Annotated in this window: 14 protein-coding genes; 6 read left to right on the plus strand and 8 right to left on the minus strand. The window is 64.8% G+C overall.

What is annotated here, in order from left to right; genetic code table 11:
• The first annotated feature begins 106 nt into the window (after positions 1 to 106).
• On the plus strand, positions 107 to 559 hold the full coding sequence (locus PD284_RS13685) for an iron-sulfur cluster assembly scaffold protein (RefSeq protein WP_274628740.1): 453 nt from the start codon (positions 107 to 109) through the stop codon (positions 557 to 559).
• Here the strand turns inward: PD284_RS13685 and PD284_RS13690 are convergent.
• Positions 556 to 1,455 carry a LysR substrate-binding domain-containing protein gene (locus tag PD284_RS13690; protein WP_274628741.1) on the minus strand — a complete coding sequence of 300 codons (900 nt, stop codon included), beginning with the start codon at positions 1,453 to 1,455 and terminating at the stop codon, positions 556 to 558. The two genes, PD284_RS13685 and PD284_RS13690, sit on opposite strands and share 4 nt — an antisense overlap.
• Positions 1,456 to 1,549: 94 nt before the next feature.
• Here PD284_RS13690 and PD284_RS13695 point away from each other — a divergent pair, with 94 nt between their 5' ends.
• The 4 genes from PD284_RS13695 to thrS all read left to right on the plus strand — a co-directional run bounded on the left by PD284_RS13695 (position 1,550) and on the right by thrS (position 5,277).
• Positions 1,550 to 1,708: a hypothetical protein gene (locus PD284_RS13695; protein WP_274628742.1), complete on the plus strand. Its 159-nt coding sequence runs from the start codon at positions 1,550 to 1,552 to the stop codon at positions 1,706 to 1,708.
• A gap of 91 nt (positions 1,709 to 1,799) precedes the next feature.
• A complete protein-coding gene (yidD, locus tag PD284_RS13700) occupies positions 1,800 to 2,135 on the plus strand; it encodes a membrane protein insertion efficiency factor YidD (RefSeq protein ID WP_338036654.1) in 336 nt (111 codons plus the stop codon).
• 124 nt (positions 2,136 to 2,259) lie between these two features.
• On the plus strand, positions 2,260 to 3,090 hold the full coding sequence (blaOXA, locus tag PD284_RS13705) for a class D beta-lactamase (RefSeq protein ID WP_274628744.1): 831 nt from the start codon (positions 2,260 to 2,262) through the stop codon (positions 3,088 to 3,090).
• A gap of 180 nt (positions 3,091 to 3,270) precedes the next feature.
• Positions 3,271 to 5,277: a threonine--tRNA ligase gene (gene thrS / locus PD284_RS13710; RefSeq protein ID WP_274628745.1), complete on the plus strand. Its 2,007-nt coding sequence runs from the start codon at positions 3,271 to 3,273 to the stop codon at positions 5,275 to 5,277.
• Here the strand turns inward: thrS and aat are convergent.
• The 4 genes from aat to aroQ all read right to left on the minus strand — a co-directional run bounded on the left by aat (position 5,274) and on the right by aroQ (position 8,291).
• The gene (gene aat / locus PD284_RS13715; RefSeq protein WP_274628746.1) at positions 5,274 to 5,885 is read right to left on the minus strand and encodes a leucyl/phenylalanyl-tRNA--protein transferase; all 612 of its coding nucleotides are present in this window, start codon (positions 5,883 to 5,885) and stop codon (positions 5,274 to 5,276) included. The genes thrS and aat overlap by 4 nt on opposite strands.
• Positions 5,886 to 6,014: 129 nt before the next feature.
• Positions 6,015 to 7,358 (minus strand): acetyl-CoA carboxylase biotin carboxylase subunit, encoded by a 1,344-nt coding sequence (accC, locus tag PD284_RS13720; protein ID WP_274628747.1) that lies wholly within the window; start codon positions 7,356 to 7,358, stop codon positions 6,015 to 6,017.
• Between the two features lie 4 nt (positions 7,359 to 7,362).
• Positions 7,363 to 7,827: an acetyl-CoA carboxylase biotin carboxyl carrier protein gene (accB, locus tag PD284_RS13725; RefSeq protein ID WP_274628748.1), complete on the minus strand. Its 465-nt coding sequence runs from the start codon at positions 7,825 to 7,827 to the stop codon at positions 7,363 to 7,365.
• A 26-nt stretch (positions 7,828 to 7,853) separates the two neighbouring features.
• Complete coding sequence (aroQ, locus tag PD284_RS13730; RefSeq protein WP_274628749.1) at positions 7,854 to 8,291, minus strand: type II 3-dehydroquinate dehydratase; 438 nt, start codon at positions 8,289 to 8,291, stop codon at positions 7,854 to 7,856.
• Positions 8,292 to 8,658: 367 nt separating this feature from the next.
• On the opposite strand from aroQ, the gene recA reads away from it, so the two are divergent.
• Positions 8,659 to 9,741, plus strand: a complete 1,083-nt coding sequence (recA, locus tag PD284_RS13735) for a recombinase RecA (protein ID WP_274628750.1) — start codon at positions 8,659 to 8,661, stop codon at positions 9,739 to 9,741.
• A gap of 253 nt (positions 9,742 to 9,994) precedes the next feature.
• On the opposite strand, the gene PD284_RS13740 is transcribed toward recA, so the two are convergent.
• The 3 genes from PD284_RS13740 to PD284_RS13750 all read right to left on the minus strand — a co-directional run bounded on the left by PD284_RS13740 (position 9,995) and on the right by PD284_RS13750 (position 13,208).
• Positions 9,995 to 10,543, minus strand: a complete 549-nt coding sequence (locus PD284_RS13740) for a hypothetical protein (RefSeq protein WP_274628751.1) — start codon at positions 10,541 to 10,543, stop codon at positions 9,995 to 9,997.
• A 140-nt stretch (positions 10,544 to 10,683) separates the two neighbouring features.
• Complete coding sequence (locus PD284_RS13745; RefSeq protein WP_274628752.1) at positions 10,684 to 11,757, minus strand: YcjF family protein; 1,074 nt, start codon at positions 11,755 to 11,757, stop codon at positions 10,684 to 10,686.
• Complete coding sequence (locus PD284_RS13750) at positions 11,754 to 13,208, minus strand: YcjX family GTP-binding protein (RefSeq protein ID WP_274628753.1); 1,455 nt, start codon at positions 13,206 to 13,208, stop codon at positions 11,754 to 11,756. Before PD284_RS13750 ends, PD284_RS13745 begins: the two co-directional genes overlap by 4 nt.
• Between the last annotated feature and the right edge of the window lie 60 nt (positions 13,209 to 13,268).

The raw sequence follows: 13,268 nt of genomic DNA on the forward strand, positions 1-13,268 counted from the left end.
GCCTTGCCGCGACGTGAGCCTGAGCATTATATATGGGCGTGCCGCACGAATGAAAGACGCGGAGGCGGCAAGGAGCATTCGCGCAAGGGCGAAGCGGCGAAACAAAATGATCGACGACGTCTACAATTCGAAAATTCTCGGCTTCGCCGGCAACATCCCGCGCATCGGGCGCCTGGAGGATGCCGACGCGACCGCGACTGCGCATTCAAAACTCTGCGGGTCGACGGTCACCATCGATCTCAAGATGGAAGACGATGTGGTGACCGACTTCGCCCATGTCGTGAAGGCGTGCGCGCTGGGCCAGGCCTCGTCGTCCATCATGGCCCAGAACGTCGTGGGCGCATCAGCTGCCGAACTGCGCGCGGTGCGCGACGAGATGCTGGGGATGTTGAAGGAGAACGGCGCACCGCCGAGCGGCGAGCGATTCGCCAACCTGAAATATCTGGAGCCGGTGCGCGACTACAAGGCGCGCCATGCCTCGACCATGCTGACGTTCGACGCCGTGGTCGATGCGATCGGCCAGATCGAGAAGAAGAAGCAGGCCGAGCGGGCGGCCTAGGCGCCATCTTCAGTTTTGATTTCCTGGCATAGCCAGTCGGCGAAGGCGCGTGCCGGTTCGCTCAAGTTTGCAAAGTCTGGCGCTACAAGCCAGTAGGCGCCGTATCGAACCGCGACAGTGAAGGGTTTGACGAGTCTTTTCGATCGCAGGTCCTGACTGTTCACTACCAAGTCGCCAAGCACCACGCCGTGGCCAAGGATCGCCGCTTGGACGCCGAGTGCGCCGTCCGGAAATAGCGGCCCGCGACCTGTGGGGGGATTTGTCACGCCCGCCGCCTTGAACCACAACGGCCAGGCATTTCGGTTGTCGTCGTGGAGCAGCGTATAGTTGAGCAGATCAGCCGGACGCCTTAGTTCCGGACCCGAAGCAAGAAGCGCCCGTGAGAGCAGCGGCGTGTGGGTGCCGTCGATCAGATGCTGGGCCTGCACCCGCGGCCAAGAGGTGTTGGCGGCGCTGAAGCGTATTGCGAGCTCAGCCTCACGACTGCGGAACTCGACCAGTCTCCCGTTCACATCGACCAGGACATCGATATCGGGTCGCTTCGCGCGGAACTGGACCAGGTGGGGCAAGAGCCAGCCTGCCGCGAAAAATGGTTCGACGCTCACCTTGAGCAGATGTTGCGCCGGGGCAGACATGATTTCGGACAGCCGCTGGTCGATGTCGTCGAAGCTGCGGATCAACTGATCAAGCAGCCTGCGGCCCGCGTCCGTGAGTTCGACACGGCGATGCAGCCGTTCGAACAACTGCTGGTCGATAAGGGTTTCCAATGCACGAATCTGGCGGCTGATGGCCGCCTGCGAGACGAAAAGCTCCTCCGCAGCCCGGCTGAAACTCGACAGTCGGCCCGCAGCTTCAAAGCTTCGCAGGGCCGTCAGGGGCAAGCGTCCGCGCTTCATTCCCATAACCTGATGTTATGTGAGGCGGACCTTATACTCGTTTGAACGCGGGTGCCAGCCGCGGTCTAATCCTTGCAAGGAAGGAGACGCGGCCATGAACAGATATATCGACATTTGGAATGACGTGCTTCGCATTGTGACCCTCCAGCCGCATAGGAGCTACCGCGACACACCACGCTCCGGAAACGGGCTGGATGACCTGCCGACCAAATTCCGATACGAGCGTCGCGGCGGCGAGAGGCGCTACGGATAGATCGGCAGTTGCGAAACGTGCCGGTGAACGGCATCTATTGGAGCGAGATGAGTAATCCCGTTCCATCTTTATGACGAGCCATGAACATAGGATGGCGCGGCCGCGCGGCCGCAACTGGCCGGGGCCTTGGCGAAAGACGCCAGGTCGCCTCGTCGGCACCGCCTTGGTACGCCTCTACCAACTCACGCTTTCCGGTTTCGTCGGCAACACCTGCCGACACCTGCCGACCTGCTCGGAATACGCCTATGAGGCGATCGCGCGGCACGGTCTCTGGGCCGGCGGCTGGATGGGGCTGTTTCGCGTTGCCCGCTGCGGTCCGGGCGGGACCCACGGCATCGACCGGGTGCCGGAAGCGCTCGACGCGCGCTACCGCTGGTTCACGCCGTGGCGCTACTGGCGGATCGGCAAACACAAGACAGGAGGATGATCCGACCGCGTGCCGCACGGACATTCATGGTTCGTTAACCCTCTGGGAGGTCGTTCGGATTTTAGCCATATTCGAGACAACGCCGCCGCGCAGGGTGCGATCCAACATACGGGGGCATCATCCAATGAACCACGCCAGACGTCGTCTTCATGCCTTCGCCGCGGCCGGCCTGCTGGCCATCGCCGCCTCGTCGGTGGGAGCGGGCAAGGCTTCCGGCAAGGAGGCGGTGCTCGAATGCACGCTGATCGTAGACGCAGCCACGGGCGTCACAGCACATGAGAGCGGCCGGTGCGATGAGCGCATGAGCCCGGCATCGACCTTCAAGCTGCCGCTGGCGCTGGCCGGCTACGATGCCGGCATCCTCATCGACGAACACAAGCCAAGCTGGGACTACAAGCCCGAGTTCAACGCTGTGAAGCGAGATCACAAGACCGTCAATCCGACGATCTGGGAGCGGGATTCCGTGCTTTGGTACTCGCGCGAGATCACCCGCCAGATGGGTCCTGAGCGATTTGCCGGCTATGTCTCCCGGTTCGGGTACGGCAACGGCGACATTTCGGGAAATCCCGGCAAGAATGACGGCCTTACCCATTCGTGGATCAGCTCGTCGCTGAAGATTTCCCCTCGCGAGCAGATCGCCTTCCTGCGGCGGATCCTCGCGCGCGAGCTGCAGGTGTCGGCCAAGGCCTATGACATGACCAATGCGATACTGCCCGCCTTCGAGGCGGGCGGCTGGGACGTTCAAGGCAAGACCGGCTCAGGCTCGGTGCCCGCCGCAAGCGGCGGCAAGGATGCGCGGCAGCCATTCGGCTGGTTTGTCGGTTGGGCGGACAAGGACGGGCGCAGGCTGGTCTTCGCGCGGCTGGTGGTCGTGAAGGAGCGCGGCAAGTCGCCGCTCGGGCCGAAGACGCGCGACGCGTTCCTGAAGGCATTGCCAACGCTGATGGCCGATTGACAAGCGAACCTTCGGTCCACCAAGAACCGTCGCTGGCGCATCGGAAAAGCGCTCCAGTCCTTGAAATCTCTCGCTGCCGCCGCTTTACGGCGGCGGTTTCCCTGCTAAAAGACCGCTCCGGCCCAACTGGCCGGCATCACCACCCGCGTTCGTTTGCGGGACTGGATAGCAGGAGACCTCATGTCCAAATCCGTTTCCCTCACATTTCCCGATGGTTCCGTCCGCGAATACGACGCGGCGATGACCGGCGCCGCACTGGCCGAGTCGATCTCCAAGTCGCTCGCCAAGAAGGCGGTCGCCTATGCGCTCGACGGCACTGTCCGCGACCTGTCCGATCCGCTGGGCGGCTCCGGCAAGGTCGAGATCGTCACCCGCGACGACCCGCGCGCGCTGGAGCTGATCCGCCATGACACCGCGCACGTGCTCGCCGAGGCCGTGCAGGAACTGTGGCCCGGCACCCAGGTGACCATCGGACCGGTGATCGAGAACGGATTTTATTACGACTTCGCCCGCAACGAGCCGTTCACGCCCGAGGACTTTCCTGTCATCGAGAAGAAGATGCGCGAGATCATCGCGCGCAACAAACCTTTCACCAAGGAGGTGTGGGACCGGGCGCGCGCGATCCAGGTGTTCCGCGACAAGGGCGAGGCCTACAAGGTCGAGCTGGTCGACGCGATCCCTGAGGACCAGGACCTCAAGATCTACTACCAGGGCGACTGGTTCGACCTCTGCCGCGGGCCGCACATGGCGTCCACCGGGCAGATCGGCAGCGCGTTCAAGCTGATGAAGGTGGCCGGCGCCTACTGGCGCGGCGATGCCAACAACCCGATGCTGACGCGCATCTACGGCACCGCCTGGGCCGACCAGACGCAGCTGGACGCTTACCTTCACATGCTGGAGGAGGCCGAGAAGCGCGACCACCGCAGGCTCGGCCGCGAGATGGACCTGTTCCACTTCCAGGAAGAAGGGCCGGGCGTCGTCTTCTGGCACGCCAAGGGCTGGAAGATGTTCCAGAACCTCATCTCCTACATGCGCCGCCGCCTCGGCGAAGACTACCAGGAGGTGAATGCGCCGCAGGTGCTCGACAAGAGCCTGTGGGAGACTTCGGGGCACTGGGGCTGGTACCAGGAGAACATGTTCGCGGTGAAGTCGGCCCACGCCTTCACTCATCCCGAGGACCCGGACGCCGACCAGCGAGTCTTCGCGCTCAAGCCGATGAACTGCCCTGGCCACGTCCAGATCTTCAAGCACGGCCTGAAGTCCTATCGCGACCTGCCCATCCGGCTTGCGGAATTCGGCAACGTGCATCGCTACGAAGCGTCCGGCGCGCTGCACGGTCTGATGCGCGTCCGCGCCTTCACGCAGGACGATGCGCACATCTTCTGCACCGAAGACCAGCTCGAGGCGGAGATCCTCAAGATCAATGACCTGATGATGTCGGTCTACAAGGACTTCGGGTTCGAGGAAGTCGTGGTGAAACTCGCCACGCGCCCGGACAAGCGGGTCGGCACCGATGCCATGTGGGACCACGCCGAGGATATCCTCAAGCGTGCGCTCGCCCGCATGGCGCGGGAGGACAACCGCATCAAGACCGGCATCAACGAGGGCGAGGGCACCTTCTACGGCCCGAAGTTCGAGTACACGCTGAAGGACGCCATCGGCCGCGAATGGCAGTGCGGCACCACGCAGGTGGATTTCAACCTGCCCGAGCGGTTCGGCGCGTTCTACATCGGCTCGGATTCCGAGAAGAAGCAGCCGGTGATGGTGCACCGCGCCATCTGCGGTTCGCTGGAGCGCTTCCTGGGCATCCTTATCGAGAGCCATGCCGGCCAGATGCCGCTCTGGTTCGCGCCGCTACAGGTGGTCGTCGCGACCATCACCTCCGACGCCGACGATTATGCGCGAAAGGTCGTCGCGCGGCTGAAAGCGGTCGGACTGTCGGCCGAAGTCGATCTTCGCAATGAGAAGATCAACTACAAGGTGCGCGAGCACAGCCTTGCCAAGGTGCCCGCCATCCTCGTCTGCGGACGGCGCGAAGCCGAGGAGGACACGGTCAACGTGCGCCGGCTCGGCTCGCGCGACCAGCAGTCGATGTCGCTCGCCGACGCGATTGCCGCGCTCCTCGACGAGGCGACGCCGCCCGACATCAAGCGCGCCCGCGCAAGCACCGAGGGCGATGACAGCTAGAAGGTGGCCGTTCCGGCCAGCGCATCCGCCAGGATCGCCTCATATCTGGCGCGGGGCACATCCACCGCGCCAAAGGTCTTTAGGTGGTCCGTGGTGAATTGGGTGTCGAGCAGTTCGAAGCCGCGCGCCTTCAGCCGCTCGACGAGATGCACCAGGCATATCTTCGACGCGTCGCGCTCGCGTGAAAACATGCTCTCGCCGAAAAAGGCGCGGCCGAGCGAGACGCCGTAGAGGCCGCCCACGAGCCGGTCGTCCTGCCAGGCCTCTACCGTGTGGCAGTTGCCGCGGCGGAACAGCTCCGTATAGGCATCGCGGATCGGCTGATTGATCCAGGTGCTGTCGCGGCCGGCGCGGCTTTCCGCGCAGCCTTCGATCACGCCGCTGAAGTCATGGTCGAAGCGGATCTGGAAGCGCCCATGCCGCACCGCCTTCCCGAGGCTGCGCGGCACATGGAAAGTGTCGAGCGGGATGATGCCGCGCGTTTCCGGGCGCACCCAGAACACCTCCGGATCGACGGCACTTTCCGCCATGGGAAAGACGCCCGAGGCATAGGCTTTCAGCAGAAGGTCGGGCGGGATGCGATAGCCGGGCGCGAAGGGACGGGTCATTGGTGCGTCCTTCGGGGGTGCGTCCTTCGGGGCTGGCCGATCGCGGTCCGCGTTCCCGGGTGCAGGCCCGCACGGCGCAGCAGGGCGAGGCGCGTCCTGCGAGGGCGAGCCTCGAAGGACGCGCGACCCTCATTCCGCCTCGGCGAGGTGCTTTTCCAGCCAGTGGATGTCGTAGTCGCCATTGGCGATGTCCGAATTGCCGACGAGCTCGCGAAACAGCGGCAGCGTCGTCTTGATGCCGTCGACCACGAATTCGTCGAGCGCCCGGCGCAGCCGCATCATGCACTCCACGCGGTTGCGCCCGTGCACGATGAGTTTGCCGATCAGGCTGTCATAATAGGGCGGGATGCGGTAGCCGGAATAGACGCCTGAATCGACGCGGATGCCGAGACCGCCCGGCGTGTGGAAATGCGTGATCGTGCCCGGCGAGGGCATGAAGGTGCGCGGATCCTCGGCGTTGATGCGGCACTCGATGGCGTGGCCGCGGAAGCGCACGTTCTCCTGCGCCGTCGACAGTCCGCCGCCGGAGGCCACGCGGATCTGCTCGTGGACCAGGTCGATGCCGGTGATCGCCTCGGTCACCGGGTGCTCCACCTGCAGGCGGGTGTTCATCTCGATGAAGTAGAACTCGCCATTCTCGTAGAGGAACTCGATGGTGCCCGCGCCTGAATAGCCGAGACCGGCTACCGCGTCCGCGCAGATCTTGCCGATCCTTGCCCGTTCCTCGGCGTTCAGGGCAGGCGAGTTGGCCTCTTCCCAAACCTTCTGGTGACGTCGCTGCAGGGAACAGTCGCGCTCGCCGAGGTGGATGCCCTTGCCGGCGCCGTCGCCGAACACCTGGATCTCGATGTGCCGCGGCTTCTCGAGATACTTTTCGATGTAGACCGCGTCGTCGCCAAAGGCCGCGCCCGCTTCCTTGCGTGCGGTCGCCAGGGCGACTTCCAAGTCGTCCTCGTTGCGGGCCACCTTCATGCCGCGGCCGCCGCCGCCCGCCGCAGCCTTGATGATGACCGGATAGCCGATCTCGGCAGCGATGCGCTTGGCCTCCTTCGGGTCCGACACCGCCCCGTCTGAGCCGGGAACGCAGGGAATGCCGAGGCGCTTGGCGGTGCGCTTCGCCTCGATCTTGTCGCCCATGATCCGGATATGGTCGCCGGACGGGCCGATGAAGGTGATGTTGTGGGCGGCCAGGATGTCGGCGAACTTGGCGTTCTCCGACAGGAAGCCGTAGCCCGGATGCACCGCGTCCGCCCCGGTGATCTCGCAGGCGGCCACGATCTGGTGGATGTTTAGGTAGCTTTCGCGCGAGGGCGGCGGACCGATGCAGACACTCTCGTCGGCCAGGCGCACATGCATGGCGTCGGCATCGGCGGTGGAATGCACCACGACCGTCTGGATGCCGAGTTCCTTGGCGGCGCGCAGGATGCGGAGCGCAATCTCGCCGCGGTTTGCGATGAGGATTTTCTGGAACATGCCCTTACTCGATGACGACCAGCGGCTCGCCGTACTCGACCGGCTGCGCATCCTCGAACAGGATGGCGGTAACCGTGCCGGCGCGCGGCGAGGGGATCTGGTTCATGGTCTTCATCGCCTCGATGATCAGGAGCGTCTGGCCTTCGCGCACCTTCTGTCCGATCTCGATGAAGGGCTGCGCGTCAGGCGAGGGCGCCCGATAGGCGGTGCCGACCATGGGCGAAGGGACCGCGTTCTTGGACTGATCGACGGCGGCAACCGGCGCGACAGGCGCGGCGGCCGCGGCCGGGGCGACATGGACCTGGGGAGCCGGAGCCGCGGCCACCGCGTGCGCTGCGGACGACTGCCGCGATACGCGGATGCGCAGGTCGTCCTGCTCGACCTCGATTTCGGTCAGCTGCGTCTCGTTCAGGATTTCCGCAAGATCGCGGATGAGCTGCTGGTCGATGCCGGTTTTCTTCGTCGACATTCTTTAATGTGTCCCTTCTTGTCCGGTCAGGTGCGCTCGGATAGCGCCCTGAGCGCGAGCGCATAGCCCAGCGGCCCGAAGCCGCAGATGACGCCGATCACGACCGGCGACGTCGTCGTATGATGGCGGAACGGCTCCCGCGCATGGATGTTGGAAAGATGCACTTCGATCACCGGCAGCGGCGCCACCGAGCGGATCGCATCATGCAAGGCGATGGAAGTATGCCCGTAGGCGCCCGGGTTAATGACGATGCCAGCAGCCTTGTCGCCCGCTTCCTGGATCCAGTCGACGAGATCGCCCTCGTGGTTTGACTGTCGGAAATCGACCTCAAACCCCAGCTCCGTGCCGTGCTGCTTGCAGTCGTCGGCGATTGCGGCAAGGTTCTTGCCGCCATAGATGGACGGCTCGCGCTTGCCCAGCATATTGAGATTTGGCCCGTTGAGGACGAAGACCGTTTTCGGCATGAAACCCTTTCCGCGCCATATCCGGCGGCGCGCGGACCCTCTATAGTCGGCATATGCGGCGGCGCAAAGAGCGCAAGTGCGTTCTTTTGATGTCCACAGGCAGGCAGGCGAATCCGCGGCGCCTCGCTGCCGTGGAGCGCAGGGCCAGGTCCGTCGAATCGTTCCGGCAGCCGATGGATGTCCGCGAAACCTGCGCCCTGCCGGTGCTTCCGTTGCGTCATACTCAGTACGGAAGCAGAACGAAAATTCTATTTTTGAGAAAAATCAATATGTTGACCTCTCTTGCCAATAGAGAACAAAAGAGGTACGAATTGTGCCTTGGCGACGGCGATATCAGGCTTCATTGACGATCAAGGGGTGATGTATCATGGCTCAGAACTCGTTGCGGCTCGTAGAGGATAAACCGGTGGACAACAAAACAAAGGCTCTGGATGCCGCGCTCTCGCAGATCGAGCGCGCCTTCGGCAAGGGCTCGATCATGCGGCTCGGGCAGAACGAGCAGGTGGTCGAGATCGGCACCGTCTCTACCGGCTCGCTCGGCCTTGACATCGCGCTCGGCGTCGGCGGCCTGCCGCGCGGCCGCATTATCGAGATCTACGGGCCAGAAAGCTCGGGCAAGACGACGATGGCGCTGCACACCGTGGCCGAGGCGCAAAAGAAGGGCGGCATCTGCGCCTTCGTCGACGCGGAGCATGCTCTCGATCCCGTCTATGCCCGCAAGCTCGGCGTCGATCTCGAGAACCTGCTGATCTCGCAGCCCGACACCGGCGAGCAGGCGCTGGAGATTTGCGACACGCTGGTGCGTTCCGGCGCCATCGACGTGCTGGTGGTGGACTCGGTGGCTGCACTCACGCCGCGCGCCGAAATCGAGGGTGAGATGGGCGATTCGCTGCCGGGCCTGCAGGCGCGGCTGATGAGCCAGGCGCTGCGCAAGCTGACGGCGTCGATCTCACGCTCCAACACCATGGTCATCTTCATCAACCAGATCCGCATGAAGATCGGCGTGATGTTCGGCTCTCCGGAGACGACGACCGGCGGTAATGCGCTGAAATTCTATGCTTCGGTCCGGCTCGACATCCGCCGCATCGGCTCGGTCAAGGACCGCGAGGAGGTCGTCGGCAACCAGACCCGCGTAAAAGTGGTCAAGAACAAGCTGGCGCCGCCCTTCAAGGTGGTCGAGTTCGACATCATGTACGGCGAGGGCGTGTCGAAGATGGGCGAACTGGTAGATCTCGGCGTCAAGGCCGGCGTCGTCGAGAAGTCGGGCGCCTGGTTCTCCTACAACTCCCAGCGTCTGGGACAGGGCCGCGAGAACGCCAAGAATTTCTTGCGCGACAATCCTGAGTTGGCGAACGAGATCGAGACCGCGCTGCGCCAGAACGCCGGCCTGATCGCCGAAAAGTTCCTGGAGAACGGCGGCGAGAGTTTTGACGACGCAGCCGATGCGTGAGGCGGCGCGCTTGCGCGGCTGCATGCAGGCCTCCGCGCCTGGCGCATAGCCCGCATGGGCAGCGTCGCCCGAGAGGCGCATGGCTCCGCGATGGGCGCATAGAACGCGAAAGGTGGTGGCGCGTCGGCTTGATCGGACGCGTCATGTCGGGGAGGCCGCTGCTTTGTTGTGAAGGAGCAGACAGTGGCGACCGGCCCGATGAGGTGCCCGTCTCGCCGGGCTACGGTGATTGGCCGGCTCAGTGAGCTTCGGATCAGTCGGACGCGATCGCGCCGATCGCCGTATTGTCGATGCGCTTGAGGTTGACGCCGATCACCGGCACCAGCTTCTTGTCGACCTTGACCGATACCGTGACGTTCATCGTGTCGCTGTCGGGAATGCGCGCCTGCATGACGCCGTCCAGCTGCGCGCGGTTGAGCGCCAGGATGACCTTCTTGCCGTCGACGACGTTGCCGGAGATGATGTCGAGGCCTTTGCCGGCCGCGCCATCCATGAATTTGCCCTTGTAGTCGCGGCCGTTATGCTCGAACGACGCGGACATCTTCTGGGTGAAGACGCCCACGCGGCAATCTCCCTCCAGCGACATGCCGGTCTTGCCTGACTTGGGTGCACCGCTGAAATTGCAGACGAATTTCGTGCCCTTGTATTTGCCGGCGACGATCTCGCCCGGTCCGACCCAGTTGCCGGCGACGTTGCGGAAAAAGGCATTGTCCCGCTCGCCGGCCGCGGCCGGCTGGCTGAGAGGAAGCGCGGCCACGGCGGCGGCAAGCGACAGACACACAGACGACAGGACGCGCTTCATCGGGCTTTCCGGCAGGTTGGATAGGCAGGATTCGATGCCGGAAACCATGACCAATAATGGTTAACGGTTTCTGACCTCGCCTGCCTATGGGCGTCTAAATCGGAGTGTGGGGCGGGTCGCTGGTCGGGCTGGAACCCGCGCTATCGCACTCCGCTTTTCTTGGCGGTGAAGGAGGTGAGGGCTGTGAGGAAGTCGCCGAGTCCGGGTCGTCGCACCGCCGTGAAGGGCAGCGGGCGCGCGGTTTCCATCGCCGCAAGGCCGATCCTTGCCGTCATCATGCCGTTGACGACGCCTTCGCCGAGTTTTGCAGATAGCCGCGCGGCCAAGCCGTGGCCCACCAACTGCTGGACGACGCTGTCGCCGGCAGCAATGGTTCCGGTGACGGCGAGGTGGGCGAGGACGTCGCGGGCGAGCCGGATGAAGCCGAGCGTGCCGGGCCGGCCGCCGTAGAGTTCGGACAGACGGCGGATGAGCCGGCCTGATTCGAAGACGACATAGGCGATGTCGACCAGCGCGCGGGGGCTGACGGCCGTCACCAGCGACACCCGCTTGGCAGCGTCGAGGACCAGCGTCCGCGCTTCGGCGTCGAGCGGCACGAGCAGTCCGGTCTCCGCCAGCCGCACGAGATCGGCCCCGTCGATTATGTCGCCACGCAATTCGGTCAGCGCGCGACGCCCGGCCGCCGTTTCGGGTCGGCCCGCGAGCAGCCCGACCAGATCGTCGACCACCTTGCGGGCGGCCTTGGGGTCGTCGCGCTGGATCGCCTGGGCCCCGAGCTGACGCAGTTTCTCCACCGAGGCGAGTCGCGCGAGCGCCACGAGTTCACGAGCGAGGATCACCAGCAGCGAAACGGCCGCAACGGCGGCGAGCCCGGCTCCCAGCCAGCCCAGCCACTGGGCGCGACCGAACAGTTCGCGGACCAGTTGATCCGTCCACAACGCGATGGCCAGCGCGAGCAGAGAGCCCAGTGCGCTCCAGAAGATCGCGGCTAGCCTTGAGCGACGGCGGGGTGCGACCGGCAGCGGCGGCTCCTCGGCGCCCGTCGCCTCCAGGTCGAACACATCGATTTCATCCGGCGTGACGATGGCGGCTTCCGGCCTCGCGGCCCGCGGCTTGCGCGCCGGCTCGATGGCTGCTGCGGGACGCGTCGGCGCTTTCTCGCCGGGATCGGCGGTCTCGATACGGAAAGCTGCGGGTTTGCGCGGCGGCGTCATGCCAGGCGGTCTCCGATCAGGAACTGCAGTGCGCGGTCGAGGCGGATATGGGGCAATGACAGCGTGACGCCCTCCGCGGTGCGTTCGAGCCTGGGCGGGCGGAAGCGTACGAAGCGGATCGCCAGTTCGCCGGCCTTCGCGTTGAAGGCGAGGTCCGGCGTGGCTGGCAGGTCTCCCGGGAAGACGGCGGTTTCGGTCTTTCCGTCGAATTTTTCGTCCCCGATCCTCTCGCCCTCGAGTGGCGTTCCGATGATGACCGGCAGCATCTCGCGACCCTGCTTCACCGTTCCTTCCCGGGTTGCGCGCACGGCGGCCATGGCCAGCACGTCGACCTCCGCCCCGGAAAAATCTGCTCGCTTGATGGCGCGGTCGGCCAGGCGGCGCACGATCGCCTGAAGGCGGTCGTGGCTTTCGTGGTGGAGGTGATCGGCCTTGGTCGCGGCGATCAGGATGCGGTCGATGCGGCGCGAAAACCAGTCGGTGAGAAAGCTCCCGCGCCCGGGTCGGAAGCAGGCGAGGATCTCGGTCAGCGCGCGCTCGAGGTCGGCGACGGCGTCCGGGCCCGCGTTCAGCGCCTGCATGGCGTCGACCAGCACGATCTGCCGGTCGAGCCGGGCGATGTGCTCGCGGAAGAACGGTTTTATGACGTGCGACTTGTAGGCCTCGTAGCGCCGCTCCATCATGGCTTGGAGCGAACCCGGTCGGGCGCGGCCCTCGCCGAGCCCGGGCAGCGGCGCGAAGGTGAGGGCGGGCGAGCCGTCCAGGTCGCCGGGCATCAGGAAGCGGCCCGGCGGCAGTGTGGAAAGAGCGCGCTCGTCATCCTTGCACGCCTTCAGGTAGGCGGCAAAGCTCTCGGCGAGCTTGCGGGCGGTCATCTCGTCGGCGTCAGCATCGCCATCAACTGTTGCGGCAAGGCTGCGCCATGGCGCGGACAGGTCGTGGCGGTTCGGCAGATCGGCGAGTTCGAACGCCTCCTGCGAAAACTGGCGGTAGGTCTTGCCGAGCAGCGGCAGGTCGAGCAGCCATTCACCCGGATAGTCGACGAGGTCGACCGAGAGACGTCCGGCCGAGAACATCCGGTTCCAGCCCGAGGCTGATTCGTATTCGATGGTCAGCCTGAGCTCGGAGATGGCGCGCGTGGAATCCGGCCAGATGCGGCTGTCGACGAGCGCGGACACGTGGTCCTCATACTGAAAGCGCGGCACGGCGTCATCCGGCTGCTCCTCCAGGAAGGCGCGCGCGACGCGACCGGACTTGTGCGCCTCGAACAGCGGCAGACGCCCGCCATGGATCAAATTGTGCACGAAGGCGGTGATGAACACGGTCTTGCCGGCGCGCGAAAGGCCGGTGACGCCGAGCCTGAGCGAAGGCGAGAACATGCCGCCCGCCCGCTCCGCCAATGTGTCGAGGGCAATCAGCGCCTCATCGGCAATGGTAGTAAGTGACGCCAATCGCTGCTCCATCCGTCGCTGCGATATAGGCAGGGATGATGCGTTTTGAAATGTCGACCG

The sequence above is a fragment of the Mesorhizobium shangrilense genome (genome assembly GCF_028826155.1).
Lineage (GTDB): Bacteria > Pseudomonadota > Alphaproteobacteria > Rhizobiales > Rhizobiaceae > Arvimicrobium > Arvimicrobium flavum.